The 17,758-nt window shown below is 69.9% G+C and carries 19 protein-coding genes and 4 tRNA genes; 17 read left to right on the forward strand and 6 right to left on the reverse strand.

The window, feature by feature from the left end:
• Positions 1-10 precede the first annotated feature (10 nt).
• The 11 genes from BN4251_RS13395 (at position 11) to BN4251_RS18050 (ending at position 8,933) form a co-directional block, all read left to right on the forward strand.
• The gene (locus tag BN4251_RS13395; protein ID WP_087485563.1) at positions 11-964 is read left to right on the forward strand and encodes a hypothetical protein; all 954 of its coding nucleotides are present in this window, start codon (positions 11-13) and stop codon (positions 962-964) included.
• On the forward strand, positions 964-1,542 hold the full coding sequence (locus BN4251_RS13400) for a hypothetical protein (protein WP_087485564.1): 579 nt from the start codon (positions 964-966) through the stop codon (positions 1,540-1,542). Before BN4251_RS13395 ends, BN4251_RS13400 begins: the two co-directional genes overlap by 1 nt.
• A gap of 11 nt (positions 1,543-1,553) precedes the next feature.
• On the forward strand, positions 1,554-1,760 hold the full coding sequence (locus tag BN4251_RS13405) for a hypothetical protein (protein ID WP_087485565.1): 207 nt from the start codon (positions 1,554-1,556) through the stop codon (positions 1,758-1,760).
• Positions 1,761-1,821: 61 nt separating this feature from the next.
• Complete coding sequence (locus BN4251_RS13410; protein WP_087485566.1) at positions 1,822-4,842, forward strand: carbohydrate binding domain-containing protein; 3,021 nt, start codon at positions 1,822-1,824, stop codon at positions 4,840-4,842.
• 13 nt (positions 4,843-4,855) lie between these two features.
• On the forward strand, positions 4,856-5,185 hold the full coding sequence (locus BN4251_RS13415) for a hypothetical protein (protein ID WP_087485567.1): 330 nt from the start codon (positions 4,856-4,858) through the stop codon (positions 5,183-5,185).
• A gap of 79 nt (positions 5,186-5,264) precedes the next feature.
• Positions 5,265-5,441 carry a hypothetical protein gene (locus tag BN4251_RS18350; RefSeq protein WP_170931967.1) on the forward strand — a complete coding sequence of 59 codons (177 nt, stop codon included), beginning with the start codon at positions 5,265-5,267 and terminating at the stop codon, positions 5,439-5,441.
• On the forward strand, positions 5,441-6,625 hold the full coding sequence (locus tag BN4251_RS13420; protein ID WP_087485568.1) for a peptidoglycan-binding protein: 1,185 nt from the start codon (positions 5,441-5,443) through the stop codon (positions 6,623-6,625). Before BN4251_RS18350 ends, BN4251_RS13420 begins: the two co-directional genes overlap by 1 nt.
• 3 nt (positions 6,626-6,628) lie before the next feature.
• Positions 6,629-7,075, forward strand: coding sequence for a hypothetical protein (locus tag BN4251_RS13425; RefSeq protein ID WP_087485569.1), 447 nt, complete (start codon positions 6,629-6,631; stop codon positions 7,073-7,075).
• Complete coding sequence (locus BN4251_RS13430; protein ID WP_087485570.1) at positions 7,068-7,523, forward strand: hypothetical protein; 456 nt, start codon at positions 7,068-7,070, stop codon at positions 7,521-7,523. Before BN4251_RS13425 ends, BN4251_RS13430 begins: the two co-directional genes overlap by 8 nt.
• Positions 7,520-7,957: a hypothetical protein gene (locus BN4251_RS13435; RefSeq protein ID WP_087485571.1), complete on the forward strand. Its 438-nt coding sequence runs from the start codon at positions 7,520-7,522 to the stop codon at positions 7,955-7,957. Before BN4251_RS13430 ends, BN4251_RS13435 begins: the two co-directional genes overlap by 4 nt.
• Positions 7,958-8,279: 322 nt before the next feature.
• Positions 8,280-8,933, forward strand: coding sequence for a hypothetical protein (locus BN4251_RS18050; protein WP_140398446.1), 654 nt, complete (start codon positions 8,280-8,282; stop codon positions 8,931-8,933).
• A gap of 59 nt (positions 8,934-8,992) precedes the next feature.
• On the opposite strand, the gene BN4251_RS13450 is transcribed toward BN4251_RS18050, so the two are convergent.
• From BN4251_RS13450 to BN4251_RS13470, 5 genes are all read right to left on the reverse strand, one after another.
• Positions 8,993-9,247: a hypothetical protein gene (locus tag BN4251_RS13450; protein ID WP_087485574.1), complete on the reverse strand. Its 255-nt coding sequence runs from the start codon at positions 9,245-9,247 to the stop codon at positions 8,993-8,995.
• A 461-nt stretch (positions 9,248-9,708) separates the two neighbouring features.
• Positions 9,709-9,781 (reverse strand) — tRNA-Thr (locus tag BN4251_RS13455).
• 109 nt (positions 9,782-9,890) lie between these two features.
• Entirely contained in the window at positions 9,891-11,504 is a 1,614-nt protein-coding gene (locus tag BN4251_RS13460) for an alpha/beta hydrolase (protein ID WP_087485575.1), read from the reverse strand.
• A gap of 122 nt (positions 11,505-11,626) precedes the next feature.
• Positions 11,627-12,361: an ABC transporter permease gene (locus BN4251_RS13465; RefSeq protein WP_087485576.1), complete on the reverse strand. Its 735-nt coding sequence runs from the start codon at positions 12,359-12,361 to the stop codon at positions 11,627-11,629.
• Positions 12,362-12,386: 25 nt separating this feature from the next.
• A complete protein-coding gene (locus BN4251_RS13470; protein ID WP_087485577.1) occupies positions 12,387-13,355 on the reverse strand; it encodes an ABC transporter ATP-binding protein in 969 nt (322 codons plus the stop codon).
• 200 nt (positions 13,356-13,555) lie between these two features.
• On the opposite strand from BN4251_RS13470, the gene BN4251_RS13475 reads away from it, so the two are divergent.
• The gene (locus BN4251_RS13475; RefSeq protein WP_245810354.1) at positions 13,556-14,689 is read left to right on the forward strand and encodes a sensor histidine kinase; all 1,134 of its coding nucleotides are present in this window, start codon (positions 13,556-13,558) and stop codon (positions 14,687-14,689) included.
• Positions 14,671-15,354 (forward strand): response regulator, encoded by a 684-nt coding sequence (locus tag BN4251_RS13480; RefSeq protein ID WP_212647617.1) that lies wholly within the window; start codon positions 14,671-14,673, stop codon positions 15,352-15,354. The genes BN4251_RS13475 and BN4251_RS13480 overlap by 19 nt, the downstream gene beginning before the upstream one ends.
• Before the next feature lie 198 nt (positions 15,355-15,552).
• Here the strand turns inward: BN4251_RS13480 and BN4251_RS13485 are convergent, their stop codons facing one another.
• On the reverse strand, positions 15,553-15,918 hold the full coding sequence (locus BN4251_RS13485) for a metallopeptidase family protein (protein WP_087485579.1): 366 nt from the start codon (positions 15,916-15,918) through the stop codon (positions 15,553-15,555).
• A gap of 127 nt (positions 15,919-16,045) precedes the next feature.
• Here BN4251_RS13485 and BN4251_RS13490 point away from each other — a divergent pair.
• The 4 genes from BN4251_RS13490 to BN4251_RS13505 all read left to right on the forward strand — a co-directional run bounded on the left by BN4251_RS13490 (position 16,046) and on the right by BN4251_RS13505 (position 17,731).
• Positions 16,046-16,118, forward strand: a tRNA-Glu gene (locus tag BN4251_RS13490).
• A gap of 141 nt (positions 16,119-16,259) precedes the next feature.
• Positions 16,260-16,333: transfer RNA gene (locus BN4251_RS13495), tRNA-Asp, on the forward strand.
• 191 nt (positions 16,334-16,524) lie between these two features.
• Positions 16,525-17,547, forward strand: coding sequence for an NADP-dependent oxidoreductase (locus BN4251_RS13500; protein WP_087485580.1), 1,023 nt, complete (start codon positions 16,525-16,527; stop codon positions 17,545-17,547).
• A gap of 108 nt (positions 17,548-17,655) precedes the next feature.
• A tRNA-Phe gene (locus BN4251_RS13505) sits at positions 17,656-17,731 on the forward strand.
• The last annotated feature ends 27 nt before the right edge of the window (positions 17,732-17,758 follow it).

Genomic DNA, 17,758 nt, shown 5'->3' on the forward strand with positions numbered 1-17,758 from the left:
AGGTCCCCCTGTGGCTGATCCGCAGACGCGGAAGCTCGCCCGGCAGCTGGTCCAGATGGACGAGCGGCTCAAGCACCTCGAGACCGTGCCCCAGATGGCCCACTCCTCGATCGACGACCACGGCCTGCCCGTCTACGACAAGGACGGCAACCTCGTCACGAGGATCGGGAAGCAGGCGGACGGGACATGGGGCGCACCGCCCCTCGGCGGGCCCATCCCCTCGCCCCCAGTGGGAGTGTCCGCCACGGGCGGACCCGGACTGATCAACATCACCTGGACCGGGGACTACGCCCACGGCGCCGCACCACTGGACTTCGATGCGCTCGAGGTCCTCATCGACGGCGCTCTTGCCGGGTCGATCTCGAATCGGGATGGCGGCACCGTGTCGATCGGCGCCGAGCATGGCACTCGGTACGTCTCGGCGAGGATCCGGACGCTGGTGCCGCGCCACTCGCCTCTCACCTCCCCGTTCAGCGTGGTGGTGGGTCCCCCTGCGGATCAGCTGTTCATCGAGGCGCAGGAGCGGATCGAGGCTGCGGAGGAGGAGCTCGAGGCCGCGAAGCTCGAGCTGCAGGAGGCCGCGGCGAACGTCGTCCAGACGCGGGAGGACCTGACCCGCCTGGAGGAGGAGACGCTGCCGGCGGTGGTGGCGGAGCTCGAGGAAGCTGACCGTCTCGCGAACGAGCGTCTCACCGCGGCGCTGCAGCGGATCGGCGACGCGGAGAAGGTCGTTCAGCAGGCGGCAGGGCGTCTGGATACCGCTGAGGATCGCCTGTCGGGTCTGGATCGTCGTGTCGTCGATACGGAGGCCGCCGTCGAGGAGACCGTGCGGCGACTATCAGGTGCTGAGCTGCAAACGCAGCGCGGCCCCGTCCCGGAGCCGGATTCTCCGCTGGGCGCGCACTGGGTGTCGCCATCCGGCCACCTGTATGTCCGTATCGAATGTGAAGAGGGGGTTGCCTGATGACGTACACACCACGCTCGTGGGCTGATGGTGAGCTGGTCACAGCTGAGGATCTGAATCGGATCGAGCAGGGGATCGAGGCCACGGATGCGGACCTCGACGGCAAGGCGGACACCACCGACCCGCGGCTTTCGGACGCCCGCCCCCCGACCGCGCACCAGCACCCCGTCTCCGACGTGACCGGCCTACAGGCGGCTCTTGATGCGCTGGGGGCTTCTACTGGCGTCCGCGTCATCGACCTCATCGACGGCACTGTGTGGCAGTCCCGCGCAGGTATGCGCTGCTCCATCATGCGCACGGGGCCTTTAGTGATGCTGTCGGTGGTGAATGTCCTCGCGGCGGCGAGCGGGGCGTCCTCGACCCCGCAGCGCCCCATCCCGGTCGGGTTCCGCCCGGCCCAGGAGGTGAACGCCACGCTGATCGGGGGGAGTGCAGTTTCGGCCGCGCGCCTCCTCGTACAGACGAGCGGATCGACCATTTTTGCCACGCCCGGCCCGGCGTCGGGCGCGTATGCCGCGTCGGCGATGTGGATCACCGCCGACCCCTGGCCCAGCACCCTCCCCGGCGACCCGGCCTGACAGGAGCAGACATGGACCTGAGAACGCTAACCGATGACGACCTCGACGCGCACCGTATCGCTGTGTTGACCGAGCAGGAGCGGCGCGCCAACCTCGCGCAGCTCCCCGACCAGCTCGCCACGATGGCGCGTGATGCGGTTGCGGCGGGCTGTGACCGTGACGACCTGCTCGCCCGCGTGACCGACGCGCTCACCACCGACCAGGAGGCCCCGCAGTGAGCATCCGCTACGCGGGCTACTGGACGGCACTTGGCTGATAGATGAGAGAGGGTGATCGCTGGTGACCACGTCGATCCTGCCTCTGCGGCTCGGTACGGCCCGGCTCGGTCAGTACGTCGAGCCGGGCGCGGAGGCGCCGAAGCGGATCACGGTTCATGGTGAGTGTTGGGAGCTGGTCACGGACCCGCAGATCGCGGTGACGGAGCAGCAGATCCGGAGATGGGCTGCGCAGGACGCCCAGGAGAAGGCTGAAGCCGCTCAGGAGGAGGCGGTCCGTCTCGCAGGGATCGCGGCGACCGAAGCGGATGAAGCTCTCGAGGCCGTGCTGGGCGAGATGGTCTCTGACAAGTCCAACGTCTTCATCCAGTCCGTCGCGCCGGTCGCGGAGATGCGCAAGCAGGGCGTGCTGTGGATCGACACCCGCCCTGTTGTCGTCGACGGCGCCCAGGTGCCGGGCAACATCCCGAAGACCTGGGACCCGGCCGCTGCCCAGTGGGTGGCGGTCACGGACGCCGCAGCCGTGCGGGCGGCTGCTGATGCCGCTGATGCCCACGCTGCTGCTGATGCCGCTGCGGCTGCGGCGGGTGAGGCGATGGCCGAGGCCCGCTATGGGGCCCGCCTCGCTGATCGCGCTCCTACCCCTGCTGACGGGGTCGACATGCCCGATGGGGCGGGCTGGCACCAGTACGGCCTGACCACCAACCACGAGGGCGTCACCGATGTGCGGCTGGTGCAGACGTGGCGGTGGGACGGAGCCCAGTGGCGTCGCCTGGACATGGACACCACCATGCTGCCCGCCGTGGATATCGGTACCGGCACATTCGGTGACCTCTCTGGCGACCGCCTCGACATCACGGGCGAGTTCTCGGCGCGGGTCGCGGAGCTGATGGACGCTGCGGCGAAGCGGCTGATCGTGACCGAGGATGCGCTGCTGCAGCGCGCCACGGTGATCGAGGACATCGTCACCCCGGAGATCGCGGCCGCCCGCGGTTATTTCGAGGAGATCATCCTCGGCTCGGGCGCGAACGTGATCCCGAACGGGAACCTCGCGATCTTCGACCGCGACACCACCACGGGTGAGCAGCTGTCGACGCTGCGAGGCTGGCCCGGCGCGACGGGCATCATGGCGATGGCCCCGCCCGGGCTGCCCCGCTCGATCGGGATCAACGGCCGCGCGAACCGCGGCTCCGCCCGGTTCGCGGTGATGCCGGGCGAGACGTACTACTTCGCGGTGTACGTGTGGGCGGACCGGGCCGGGAAGCGGTTCTACGTCCAGCTCAACAGCAACGGCCAGACGAGCCCGTACGTGATCTCGAACCAGGTCACCCAGTCCCAGGAGTGGGTGCGGTTCGAGGGCCAGGTGACGATCCCGCAGGATGTCACCGAGGTCCAGCTCAACATCTACGGCAACCACACCAACGGCACGACCACCGCGGGCTGGCAGCGGTTCGCTGGGTTCGAGATGCGCCGCGCGATCGACACCTCGCTGATCGTGCCCGGCGCGATCAAGGCCCGCCAGATCCTCCTGACCGGCAACCCGGATGATCCGGACGAGGCAGCGCTCGCTGCGTCGCTCGCGGAGATCATCAAGCTGAAGGTCGGGCATCTGATCGTCGAGGACCAGGCCGATATCGAGGGTGCTCGCCTCGTCGGCGAGGCGTTCGCGGACTACCTCAACGTCACCGGGCAGCTGCTCGTCGGCGGTGAGGGCGCCGTGTTCACTGGCCCGGTCGCGTTCAAGAACTTGGTCGCGACGGGTGATCCGGATGATCCGGAGGCCGCGGCGATCATCGCGTCACTCGCGCGGATGCTCCGCATCGTCGCTGGCGACCCGACCGGTGAACGGGTCGAGATCGACCGCGACGGCGTCGTGAAGTACGGCCTGGACCCAGACGGGGTCCAGTACGAGATGGTCCGCATCGGCCCCGGCGAGGGTGACAACCTCCTCGCCATCGGCGACACCACCATGTCCCCGGAGGGCGTGCAGGCTCCCTCGGCCGAGGTCGAGACGCTCACGGTCGGTGGCCAGGGCCTGGAGGAGTGGCTCGACCCCTACCCGAAGGGCGTCGTGGGCTTTACCTACGAGGGATCCTCGTCCGCGTGGGACGGGTCGGGTAGGGAGATCGTCCGCCTGCAGGCTGAGGCGGAGCTCCTCCCGAACCGTCGCTACTCGATCACCGTGGATCAGCACTTCGTCCGGACCCGCACGAACGCAGTGGTCCCGTACGTGGAGCAGATGCGGTGGACGATGGACGGCACGGACGTGAAGGGCGAGGACGACGCCGGTGGCCCGTCCACGATGCTCGCCTACGTCCGCCACTTCCTGTCCGCGGCGGGGTCGACCACGTCGGAGGCGGTGCCTGCACTGGTCGGATGGATCGACACGCACGAGGACAACAACGGCTTCGGCACCGCGCCGAGGCTGGGGAAGTTCGCGCTGAGCACCCGCTCGGCCGGTGGTGTGGACACGCGCCTGATCGGGACCAGCACGTACCCGATCCGGATCACGATCCGGGATGAGGGCCCGACCATTCAGGCGACCGGCCGGTCCTGGTTCCATCTCGGGACGCCGGCGCAGGGATCCTCGGAGGCACCTGCTCCGAAGCCCGAGGTCAAGAGGTACACCAAGACGTACACCTCGATCTCGTTCCACACCTACGACAACAACGACAACCAGACCAGCGACCTGGATGTGGTGCAGGGCCTGTACGCGGGTGGGCCCTCGCGGCTGCGTCGTCGTGGTGGGTGGAAGTTCCAGTCCTTCACCTCGGATCTGTCCGGGGCGACGGTCGAGAAGATCGAGGTCTACGTCTACCTCAACCACTCGTACTACCACGCGGGTGCGGACGTGAACCTCGCGACGCACAACGGGAACGTCGGCAACTCGCTGACCTCCCGCGTGACGGTCCGAGGCTGGAAGCGGAACACCGGCAGGTGGATCACTCTCCCGTCCTCGCTGCACAACGGCTTCCGCAACGGCAGCCTGCAGGGTATCGGCGTGATCTCCACGAACTCGACCGCTCAGCAGTACGCCCGGTTCAACGGTTCCGGCGCGAAGATCAGAATCACGTTCCGCAAGTGATCAGGAGGTCACTATGTCGTTGCTCGCCGCTCAGGCGCTCATCACCAACTCCCAGCTCCGCTCCCGCGTGGAGTCTGCGATCCGGACCACCGCCGCCGAGCGCGTCGGATGGGAGGGCGCTGCTGGCGTCCTCGCCCGCGCGGGATACACGGCCCCGGACACGGTCGCGCACCCGTTCATGCTGCGCCTCGCAACGAACGGGGACGTGATCGACGCTGCATGCGATGCGTGCGGTCACGCCGGACCTGTCGACGACGACACGATCCTGTGGATCATCGGCGACACCTGGAGCGCGATCGCCACCGAGATCTACGGCCCCCCGGAGCCTCCGCCCACTACCTGATCCCCGCACCCTCTGAGGCCCCGCGCAGCACTGCTGTTCGGGGCCTCAGCCATGCCCGCACATCCCTGAGGAGACCCCCATGCCCGAGCCCGAGCAGGAGCTGTACGGAGACGAGCACGAGCCGATCGAGGACGACACCGCCGACCAGATGATCGACGGCGAGCACCCCGACGGCGACTATCCGCCTGAGATCTACGACGACGACCCGGAAGAGCCGATCGAAGACGAGCCGGCAGTCGAGGACGGAGAGGACTGATGGCGCACAAGATCCTCCCGAGGTCGGCGTGGTCGTCGACCAGCGCTCGCGGCACCGGCATCACGTGGTCGCGAGTCCGCGGCATCGTCTGCCACTACCCCGCTATGGGGAAAGCGGTCGGCGTGCTCACGCAGGCGCAGGAAGCGGCGCGGCTGCGCGGCTGGCGCTCGTACCACGTGAACTCGCTGGGCTGGCTGGACATCGGCTACTCCTACGCGATCGGCCAGTCGGGGCGGATCTACTCGCTGCGCGGTGATCGGGTCGGTGGCCACACCTACGGCCACAACAGCACGACGTTGGGCGTGCTGTTCATCGTCGGCGACAACGAACCTCTCACCGCCGCCGCGAAGGCCGCGTTCCGGGCACTCCGGGCCACGCTCCGCAAGCGCGGCGCGTCCTCGGGCGTGTGGGGCCACCGGGAGATGTCCGGGAACTCCACCCGCTGCCCCGGCCCGTTCATCATGGGCTCGATCCGCGACGGGTCCCTCACGGGCAGCTCCGCAGGAGCGTCGAAGCCGAGCACCCCCTCGAAGCCGTCACCCTCGCCGAGCGCCGAGTTCGCCGACGTGGACAAGACCCAGACCTGGCTGAAGGCGCTCGGCTACGACCCCGGCCCGCTGGACGGCAAGTACGACACCAAGACCGCCGCCGCGACGCGGGCAGCGCAGGAGGCTCTCGGAATCACCCCGGTGGACGGCCGCCCCGGCCCCACCACACGCACCCATCTGGAGGCAGCAGTGACCACTCTCGACAAGATCAGCAAGGACCTCGCGACCATCAAGCGCGCGCTCGAGCCCGGAATCGCTGGGAAGCGCACCGACGGCGAGCACGTCGCCCAGATGCGGAAGTTCCGCAACGAACTCTCCACCACCATCCCCGCCGAGGTCCTCGACGCACCGATCCGCCTCCAGGGCTCCCGCGCCGGCACCACCAGCACCCTGCGCACCAAGATGGCGTGGCTCGACCACGAGCGCGACCGCCAGAACGCCGCCATCGCCGGCCTCTCCACCCAGCTGGCCGGCCTGTCCGCCGCCGTGACCGCGCTCGCGGACGGCGGGTCGGTCGACCTCGAGGCTGTGCGTGCCGCGGCCGCCGAGGGCGCGCGGCAGGGTGGCGTGTCCGTCTCGGCCGAGGACGTCGCGGCGCTGCTCGCGATCACTGTCGCCCCGGACGACGAGGGCTGACCCGTGCCATCCAGCCCGTTCCCCGTCCCGCCGGGGAGGCTGCGCTGGCTCACCCGCGCCGAGGACGCGATCCGGGTCGGGATCTACTCCTGGATCACCGTCTCCGGCGCGGCGGTGCTGTACCACCCGCCCCGCTCGTACGGGCAGGTCGCTGACGTCCTCACCTTCGGCTGGGGGCTGCTGCAGCTCCTGGCCGTGGTGGGCGTCGTCGCAGTGCTCGCCGGCAAGCCGCTGTGGGAGTGGAGAATCGCCGGGCCCGTCGCGGCCGGGATCCTCTTCTACGCTCTCGTCTCTTTCCAGGCTGTCGGCGCGGAGGGACTCGGTCACCTACCGCGCGCGGCGGATGTCACGGCCCTGTCCCTCGCGATCCTCGCCAGATTCTTCGCGCTGTGGCAGAAGGTCGAGCAGGCCGAGGTGAGGGCGCGAGTGCAGAGGGGGATGGATGAGTGACGCCGCGATCCAGGCCCTCAGCGCCGTCGTCATCGCCGCCATCGGGATCATCACCACCTACATCACCGTCCGCGGCCGCTCGCCTCGGGATGAGCCGGACGCAGCGCCGGTCACGAACGAGCAGGTGCGCGAGGCCGAGGATCCGGGCGTCGTCGCGATCAAGATCGCCTACGGCACGCAGCTCCAGCTCGAGAAGACCCAGGCCGATCTCGACAAGACGAAGACGTCGCTGGGCCAGACGCAGTCCGACCTCGAGCAGACCGTGAAGGACCTCGAGGCCGTGCGCGGCGAGCTCCGCTCTGTCCTCGCCGAGCTCGAGTCCATCGCCCGCGACCTCCGCCGATTCGTCGAGTGGGAGGAAGCCGGCGCCCACGGCGCCCCACCGATCGCCCTGACCGACATCTACGCCCGCCTCGAGGCCCTCACCAGAAAGAGACCCCACCCATGACGGAAGTCATCGCCACTGCCACTGCCCTCACCCCGATTGGTGCGGTGCTCGTCCTGGCCGCGCTCGCGCAGGTCGCCATCGTCCAGGCCGCCAAGGACCAGGCATGGTCCAAGAAGCGCACCCAGCGCGTCTCGATCATCGTCGCCGCGGTGCTCGGCCTCGTGGCCGCGGTCGTGCTCGGCATGATCACCGGGCTCCCCGACTCCGTGATCCAGATCGTCTCCTCGATCCTCCTGTCCGTCGCCGCGGTCGCGGTGCTCGGCCAGGGCCTGTACAAGGTGATCGGCTACGCCATCCCCGATGGCCGCGACGAGGACGACCCTGGCACCCCGACGATCGTCGTGAACGGGACCGTTGACCCGGAAGTCGTCATCGGCGACCTCGATCTGCGCGGGCTCCGCGTCCGTGGCGAGCGACCGAAGGACGACGTCTGATGTACGTCTGTCCCCGCTGCGGCGCGACCTACGAGGACTTTACGAGCGCCGAGTGGTGCAAGCGTGAGGACGACCTCAACCGGTACGCCGACCACGACACTGAACTCAGAGCATGAAGAAACGCCCCATCCTGGCCCTGACGGGCTGGGATGGGGCGCTATCGTCATCTCCAGGCAGTCGACGCGCTACCTGTGAACATCCCGATTGACCAAGGGTTTCACAGATGCATAAACTGCGATCACCTCGACGGACGGTCGGGGTTTCTGTGTCCATCCGGGGATGCGACCGCATGTTCTGGGCGCCCCCGAAGAGAAAGTCGGGCATGTTGATCTCGGAGGGTGACGATGACCACCACGAACCTCTTTCCACAGCTCCCGGAGCTTCCGAAGGGGATGAAGGCAATCTCGCTGAACGGGGACCGGAAGCTGAGGATCCTGGCCAAGGAGCTGGAGAGCACTCAGCCGATGCCTCGAAGGACCGTGAGGAAGACCAGCAGCAGGCACTCAGTCGCGTCGAAGATGGCTCGGATGAAGAGCTCACGGAAGCAGACCAGCGCGTAATTGAACTCGCGATGGTGGCCGCCCAGGTCGCCATCGAGCGCTCCGAGTCGTTCAGTGGCCTCTTGCCTGCTCCGAAGGATTGGGAGCGCTACGGACCTGAGTGGCACGAGCGGATCATGCAGATGTCAGAGTCGTTCACGACCCATGAGTCGGCGCGTCGAGACCGAGTGGTCGACGCAACGATCGATGAAGCTCCGAAGTCCCGCCGCACCGCAGCAGCTCTGGCGATGATCGCGATGGTTCTTGCCTTCGTTGCTGGCGTGGTCTTTCGCCAACCGTGGCTCGGCGCGGCCTTCATCACGATGCCCGTCATGCTGATGGTCCAGGCGTTCCTCCCGGAGCGAGAGAGCAAGACGTCTCATACGCCGACGGAGCGCAGAGGATCGTCCAGATCGCCTGAAGAGGACGAAAGGTAGTTCGTTGCGACCGAAGCGCCCCCACTCTCCTTTGGGAGGGTGGGGGCGCTTTCATGCGCTCAGGTGTCCGTGCGCGTCGACGACGAGCTGTAGCAGCCGATCTCGCGCAGGGCCTCGTTGGCCTGGACCACCTTCGAGGACTTCGGATCCCACTCGTTGCGGATCTCGAACAGCTCAGCACAGGTGGCACCCGATTCGAGAGCGTCGTTGAACCCCTCATAAGTACCGGTGTCAGCCGGCCCACTACCGCACGCGCTCAGTGCCACGGCGGCAAGGAGACAGATGGAAGCGGAGCGCACGCGGGTGACCATCATCAGGAGGTTACCCGGGCTCCGGCCGGGGCGGGGCGGGTTCGGCACGACACCGGTCCGGTGACTGCGGGCGCATCATGCCCGTGCGCCCGGTCCGTACTCCGTACTCCTCCATCGGCCCGGCCCCCACCCGGCCGACGCACCCCACGAGCGTCCGGGTACCGCAGTCACGGCACTCCCAGGTCCGGTGCCCGCCCGTGAACGGCCCGGCCCCGCACTGGCAGGCCTGCCACCCGATCAGGTACCGGTCACTCCCGCAGACACAGGTCGGTGGGGTGGGTTCGGCCCAGCCGTGCGGTGTGCGGATCAGCCAGGAGTCGGTCATGGGGACAGTGTGCCGGGAGGGTGAGACCGCTCCGACAGGCATGCTGAGATGGCCATCTGTCAGGATGGGCAACCTGTTGGGCATCTCGGGCATGAAACAGACCCGGCCTCCGTGGTGGAGAACCGGGCCTGACCTGCGGAGCCGCCTAGGAGAATCGAACTCCTGACCTATTCATTACGAGTGAATCGCTCTACCGACTGAGCTAAGGCGGCATCGCCACCCGGAGGTGGCAGACCGGTTCACTGTACGTGACCTGCGCCGGTCGGCGCAAAGCCGGGAACAGCGATCCCCGTCACGCTCACAGCGCTCTGGCCGGGGCTGTCAGCAGCGCAGTCCGTCCTCGGGGACGGTGTCCTCGAGGAGGTAGGCGTCCACCTGCTCCTCGATGCAGCCGCCCGAGCGGCCGTAGGCGGTGTGGCCGTTCCCCTCGAAGGTCAGCAGCACGGAATCGTCCAGCTGCTCGGCGAGGCTCTGCGACCAGGCGTAGGGGGTGGCCGGGTCGCCGGTGGTGCCGATGACCACGATCGGGCCGGCGCCCTCCGCGGCGATCGGGGCGGGCTCGCGCAGCGGCGGGACCGACCAGTGGGCGCAGCCGTCCCCGCCGAGCGAGGGCCCGAACGTCGGGAACTCCTCGGCCAGGCGCTCCGCCTCCTGCGCCACCCACTCCTCGTCGGCGACGCCGGGGTGGTCCAGGCAGTTCACGGCGGTGATCGCGAAGGCGGCGTTGGTGCGGTAGGTGCCGTCGGCGGAGCGCTCGGCGGAGAGATCGGCGATGCGCAGCAGCGGCGCGCCGTCGCCGTTCATCGCGGAGGTGAGCGCCTCGCGCCCCGGCTGCCACAGGCCGTCCTCGTACATCAGCATCAGCACGGCCGAGCGGGCGAGCGCGCCGGTGAGCGGCCGCTCGGGATCGCCCGTGCCCAGCGGGCTCTCGTCGATCGAGGCGAACAGGGCCTGCAGCTGGTGCTTCGCCTCCTCCTCGGTGCCCTTGAAGGGGCAGCCCTCGCCCGCCTCGAGGCAGTTCGCCAGGAACGCCTCGGTGGCCAGCTCGAAGCCCTCGGCCTGCCCCGCCACGAACTCGTTCATCGACAAGGAGGGGTCCACGGCGCCGTCGAGCACGAAGCGGTCCACGCGGTCCGGGTGGAGCTCGGCGTAGCTGGCGCCGAGGTAGGTGCCGTAGGAGTAGCCGAGGTAGTCGAGCTGCTCCTCGCCGAGCGCGGCGCGCAGCACGTCCATGTCACGGGCGGCGGAGTAGGTGTCGAGGTAGGGCAGCACCTCGCCGGAGTTCGCCTCGCAGGCCTCGGCGATGCGCACGCTCCACTCCTCGCTCTCGGGCGAGCCGGGCTCCGCGGTCGCGGCGAGGTACTCGTCGGTCTCCTGGTCGCTGAGGCATTCGATCCCTGCTGAGCGGTTCACGCCGCGCGGGTCGAAGCCCACCAGGTCGTAGGCTCGGCTGATCTCGGGCGAGACCAGCAGCGGGAGGCTCTCGAGGAAGTTCACGCCGGAGCCGCCGGGGCCGCCGGGGTTGGTGACCAGAGAGCCGATCCGCTCACCGGTGGCCGCGATCTGCGCCACCGCGATCTCGATGTCGCCCGCCTCAGGATCGTTCCAGGCCAGCGGCACGGTGATCGTGCCGCACTCGAGATCCGGATCGTTCACGCCCTCGCAGGGCCCCCACTGGATCTGCTGCTCGTAGTAGGCGGCGTAGGCCGGGTCCTCGGCGGGGTCCGAGGGGAGGTCCGCCGCGGCGGAGGTGCCGAGCTCCTGGAGCTGGGGGCCGTCCTCCTGCGGGGCCGACGGGCCGGGCCCGGCATCGGGGCCTCCGTCGCCGTCGGGCGCCGGATCGGTGGAGGTGCACCCTCCCAGCACGAGGACCGTGGCGGCCGCCGCGGCGGCGAGACGGGCGGAGAGCCGTGGGCGGAGGACGGCAGTGGTCATTCGAGATTCCTATGTCCGTGCAGGGGAAGTCGGCGCGAGAGAGCGGGGAGGGCCCGGCCATCCTAGGCCCCGCCCTCCCCGCTCGTGCCCCCTGTGGACGGGGCTCGCGGGGCGCGGGGCGCTCACCCGACCTCGCGCACCGCCCAGCGGCGGATGCCGAGCGCGGCGGGCACGACCACCAGGAGCAGCAGAGGCAGCAGATCGAAGGCGGTGCCCTCCCCGCCGGCGATGACCATGGCGGCGGTCTGCAGGTCGAGGGCGCGGATGATGTCGGAGAGCAGCTCGGAGCCGAAGGCCGTCGCGATCACCCCGGCGGTGGAGACCACGAAGGGGACCCCGATCGCGGCGACCATGCCGAGCACGGTGGACTGCAGCACCATCGCCATCGCGAGGGAGAACAGGAGCGTGGCCAGGAGGACCGCCAGATGGCTGGTGAAGACCTCGTCGACGGTGGAGAACACCGCGCCCTGCCCCATCAGCTCCCCGCCGATCCAGGTGGTCGCGGCGGCGAGGCCGACGGACAGCGCCACCAGCACCAGGAACACTGCGGCGGTGGCGAGCACCTTCGAGGTCAGCACGGCCAGGCGGGCCGGGCGCTGCAGGAGGGTGTTCTGGATCGAGTGATCGGACCACTCCCCCGCCGTCATCAGCACCGTGATCACCGGGATGATCAGGCTCAGCGGGAGGGTCAGGAAGAAGAAGGTGAGGCTGATGTCGGAGGTGCCCTCGGGCATCAGCGAGGGCTGGATCAGCCCGCCGAGCAGCGCGAAGCCGAGCACGGCGAGCAGGGACAGGGTCAGCAGGATCGCGGCACCGCGGGTGTCGAGGAAGCTGCGCAGATCGATATCGGGTCGCATGGGAACTCCTGGTGGGGCGGGCCGGTCAGCGGATCGGGACGGGAACGGGCTGGGCATCCGGCGCGGTACCGGCGGGGCTCTGCTCGAGCTGTCCGGTGAGGGCGAAGAAGACCTCCTCGAGGCCGCTGCCGTCGCTCGCGCCGAGGGAGGTCAGCACCAGCTGCTCCTTCAGCGCCAGACGCCCCATGTCCTCGGGGGCGAGGCTCACCTCGAGCTCGGCGGCGGAGCGCTGCTCGTAGGCGATCCCGTGCCGGTCCAGCGCCGCGCGCAGCGCCTTCGGATCGAGGGCGCTGACGCGGGTGCCGGACTCGCTGGTCAGCTCCTCGAGGGTGCCCTCGCGCACCAGGCGGCCCTGGGAGATGACGACCAGGCGGTCCACGGTCGCCTCGACCTCGCGCAGCTGGTGGCTCGAGAGCAGCACCGTGCCGCCGGCGTCGGCGAAGGAGCGCAGCAGTCGGCGCATCCAGCGGATCCCCTCGGGGTCCAGGCCGTTGGCGGGCTCATCGAGGACCAGCACGGCCGGGTCGCCGATCAGGGCGACCCCGATGCCAAGGCGCTGGCGCATGCCGTAGGAGTAGCCGGCCACGCGCTTGCGGCCCGCATCGGCGAGGCCGACCATCGTGAGCACCTCGTCGGCCCGGGAGGCCGGCATGCCGACGGTGGCCGCGGTCAGACGCAGCGTCTCGAGTCCGGTGCGGCCGCCGTGCAGGGCGCGCGCATCGAGCATCACGCCGATGGTGCGGGCGGGGTGGGCGAGGCTGCGATACGGGGCGCCGCCCACGAGGGCCTCACCCTCGTCGGCCGTGGCGAGACCGGTGAGGATGCGCAGCGTGGTGGACTTCCCGGCGCCGTTGGGGCCGAGGAAGCCGGTGACGGTGCCTGGATGGCACACGAAGCTGAGGTCGTCGACAGCGGCGCGGGCGCCGTAGCGCTTGGTCACGCCGCGCACCTCGAGGGTGGGTCCGGCGGCGGCGGAGGGGGTCGTGGTGGTCATGGCAGAAGGCTCCTCCTCCGCGCCCGGGCGCGGCCACCGACCCCCGGTCAGGCGCGCGCCGACGAAGGTCGGGCGCCGCGTCCCCCTGCGGGAGGACAGGGGCGACCTCCGTCGATCCCGGGGGCGACCTGCGTCCATCCCCGGGCCGCATGCGCGCGGGCGGGAGCGCTCGGCGCATCGTCCGCCGCTACAGTTGCCACGTGGACGTTCAGGGAGCACCCAAGCGAATTCGCTGGCAGGAGGTGCTGCTCCTCGCCGTGGTCACGGCGGAGGCGATCGCGCAGGCGGGGCTCGCGACCTCGTCGATCGAGCTGTGGCGCGCCGGGCTGGTGCTCGCGCTCGGCGCCGCCCTGCTGCCGCGACACCGCCACTGGCGCTGGCTGCTGCCCGTGCTGCTGGTGATCAACGCCGCCGCGATGTCTCTATCCGTGCTGATCATCGTCACCTACTGCTATGCGACCCGCAGCCAGAACCGGCTGCTCACCCTCCTCGTGGCGCTGCTGGCCGTGGCCTCCGGCTCCCTGCCGATGGCGCTGTGGATGGGGCTCGGCCCGTTCATCGGCCTCACCGGCCTGGTGGTGGTGACCCTCATCGTCGCCGCCTCCGCCGCGACCGGCATGTACACCTCGACCCGGCGAGCGTTGCTGGCGCAGCTGCAGAAGCGCGCCGAGCAGGCGGAGTCCGGCCGGGCCGTCGCCGAGGACCAGGCCCGGCGCGCCGAGCGCACCCGCATCGCGCGCGAGATGCACGACATCGTGGCGCACAAGATCTCCCTGGTCGCGCTGCAGGCAGGTGCGCTCGAGGTGAACCCCACCCTGGACCGCGAGCAGGTCCAGCAGTCCGCCGGCCTGATCCGGCAGACCGCCACGACCGCGCTCTCGGAGCTGCGGGAGGTGCTGGGCGTGCTGCGCGGCGACGGGGAGGAGGCGCCGCTGGCGCCCCAGCCCACCTGGGAGGACGTGCGCCGCCTGGTGACCACCTCCAAGGACGCGGGCATCGCCGTGGACCTGTTCGACTTCATCGACGATCCGGTGCCCGACCCCCTGGCCCGCACCGCCTACCGCGTGGTGCAGGAGGGGCTGACCAACATCCACAAGCACGCCCTGCACACCAAGGCACGGGTGGCGCTGATCGGCGAGCCCGGCACCGAGCTGGTGATCGAGGTCAGTAATGTTCTCCCCAAGGGGTTCACGACGGATCTGCCCGGGGCCCGGATGGGCCTGTCGGGCATCGAGACCCGCGTGACGCACGCGGGCGGCACCATCACGTCGGGCCCCACCGACGACGGACGTTTCGAAGTGAGGGCGGTGATCCCGTGGCCGACGGCGACGTGACGCGCGTGGGACTGATCGACGACGACTCCCTGGTGCGCGCCGGACTGGCGATGATCCTCGGCGCAGACCCGGGGATCGAGGTGGTGGCGCAGGGAGACGACGGCGCCGAGGCGGTGACGCTCGTGCAGAAGCACCGCCCCGATGTGCTGCTGATGGACGTGCGCATGCCCCGCATGGACGGCATCGCCGCGACCGCCGCGGTCAGCGCCCTGCCCTCCCCGCCCAAGATCATCATGCTCACCACCTTCGACATGGACGAGTACGTGTTCCAGGCGCTCGAGGCCGGGGCCAGCGGATTCCTGCTCAAGGACACCCCGCCCCAGGACCTCGCCCGGGCCGTGCACGTGGTCGCCGGCGGCGACGCGATGCTCTCCCCCACCATCACCCGGCGCATGCTCTCCCACTTCTCCGAGGCGAACCCCGGCTCCCGCCAGGACCGCCACCCCGGCCTCGAGCAGCTCACCGACCGCGAGACCGAGGTGCTCGGCGCGGTGGGCGCGGGACTGTCCAACGCCCAGATCGGGATGCGGCTGTTCATGAGCGAGGCGACCGTGAAGGCGCACGTCTCGAAGATCTTCGCGAAGCTCGACTGCAGCAACCGCGTGCAGATCGCGATCATCGCCCACGAGGCCGGCCTCACCGACCTCGACGCCGACCAGGTCTGAGCAGGCGGGACGGGGCGGGGCGGCCGCGCCGGGGCGCCACACGGCAGACGGCCCGCCACACGACAGAACGTTCCACGTCGGTGGTACTTCACGTCGAATGGCCGCGGGAAAGCGAGCAGCACTGCCGGAACAGAAGCGGGCACCGGCACCGGCCGATCCGCGCCGGGCGGTCAGCGCTGGCCGATCCGCGCCGACCGGTCAGCCCCAGCCGAGCTCGTGGAGGCGGTCGTCGCTGATGCCGAACAGGTGGCCGATCTCGTGCAGCACGGTCACCGCGATCTCCTCGACCAGGTGCTCGCGGGAGACGGCATGCCGCTGCAGCGGCCCGCGGAAGACGAAGATCCGATCCGGCTGCGCGTAACCATCGAACACACTGCGCTGATCCAGTGGGATCCCCTCATAGAGTCCCAGCAGCTCCGCACCGCCGGACTGCTCGGGCAGCGGCTCCTCCTCGACCAGGATCGCGACGTTCGCCCGGGCGATGGCGCGGGCCACCTCGTCGGGCAGCGAATCGAGAGCGTCGTCGACCGCTTCCTCGAACTCCTCACGGCTGATCCGGATCATGGAGCCATCGAACCATGCCCCGCCCGCGCCATGCCCCGCCCGTGTCGCGTGCACCGCATCACCCGGCCGAGGTGCGGCGAGGAGGCCACGCGGTGGGTATGCTTTCTCCTCGGGCAGTCATGCCCAGGCCCCCATCGTCTAGTGGCCTAGGACACCGGCCTTTCACGCCGGCGACACGGGTTCGAATCCCGTTGGGGGTACGCATCACGGTGCGGCGGAGACGCGCGCACCGGGAGGCACCGGAGTGCGAGGCGGCTCACAGCAGGTTTGGTCGAGAGCCTCCAGATGTTCCGGTAGAGTTATCCATGTCGAAACGAGCAGTCAGCGTGGAGACGACGCAAGGCCCTGTAGCTCAGTTGGTTAGAGTGCCGCCCTGTCACGGCGGAGGTCGCCGGTTCAAGCCCGGTCAGGGTCGCCCCCGAGAGAAGGCCCCGGAACATCGTTCCGGGGCCTTCCGCATTCCCTGCTCTCTGCGCATAGCGCCCGGCGCACGCCACCCGCGCGCTTCGTGCCCCGCACGCCCTTCTCGCACCACCGATCGGTCGGCTCAGTGCTCCCGAAGCGTCGGCCTCCCCGGCAGCCCGCCTCTCCCCCTACGCTCGGGGGATGAGCACCGCACTGCGCAATCACCGCATCCGCCTCGCCTCCCGCCCCCACGGGGAGCCCGTCGAGGCCGACTTCACCCGCGACGTGGTGGAGGTCCCCTCCCCCGACCCCGGTCAGGTGCTGCTGCGCACCCGCTATCTCTCCCTGGATCCGTACGTGCGCGGGCGCATGAGCGCCGCGAAGTCCTATGCCGCGCCGATGGAGGTCGGGGACGTGATCGTGGGCGGCACCGTCTCCGAGGTGGTCGAGTCCGCGGCCGACGGCTTCGCGCCCGGCGACACGGTCCTGTCCTACGGCGGCTGGCAGGAGTACAGCCTCGAATCCGCTGCGCATCTGCGGCGCCTGGACCCGTCGGCCGTGCCGGTCACCACCGCGCTCGGCGTGCTGGGCATGCCCGGCTTCACCGCCTACGCGGGTCTGCTCGCGATCGGGAAGCCGCAGCCCGGGGAGACCGTCGCCGTCGCGGCGGCCACCGGTCCCGTCGGCTCCGCCGTGGGCCAGATCGCGAAGCTGCACGGTGCCCGCGCCATCGGCATCGCGGGCGGTGAGCAGAAGGTCGCGCGGATGCGCGAGCTCGGCTTCGATGCCGCGCTGGATCACCGGGCTCCGGAGCTCGCGGGCCGTCTGGCCGCGGCTTCGCCCGACGGCATCGACGTGTACTTCGAGAACGTGGGCGGCGCGGTCTGGGACGCTGTGCTGCCCCGGCTGAACGAGTTCGCCCGCGTTCCCGTGTGCGGGCTCGCCGCGCTGTACAACGCGACCTCCGCCCCGGAAGGACCGGACCGCAGCGCGCAGCTGATGCGGGAGGTGCTCTCCAAGAGCCTCACCCTGCGCGGCTTCATCCAGCGCGAGTTCGTGCCCACCATGTTCGAGGACTTCCTGCGGGACATGACCGACTGGGTCGCCTCGGGGAAGGTGCAGCACACCGAGGACATCACCGAAGGTCTGGATCGCGCGCCGGAGGCCTTCGTAGGGATGCTGCGGGGCCAGAACTTCGGCAAGGCGATCATCCAGGTCTCCTGAGCGCGGCCCGTCGGCCGGACCGGCGTGGTGTGCCTTACACCGCGCCGGTCCGGTTGGTCGCACACCTGACCCGGCTGGTACTCTGAACCCCGGTCACCTCGTGACCACGGCTCTGTAGCTCAGTTGGTAGAGCGTTCGACTGAAAATCGAAAGGTCACCGGATCGACGCCGGTCGGAGCCACCACCACGAAGCCCCCTGGTCCGCCAGGGG

The sequence above is a fragment of the Brachybacterium massiliense genome (genome assembly GCF_900184245.1).
Classification (GTDB): domain Bacteria; phylum Actinomycetota; class Actinomycetes; order Actinomycetales; family Dermabacteraceae; genus Brachybacterium; species Brachybacterium massiliense.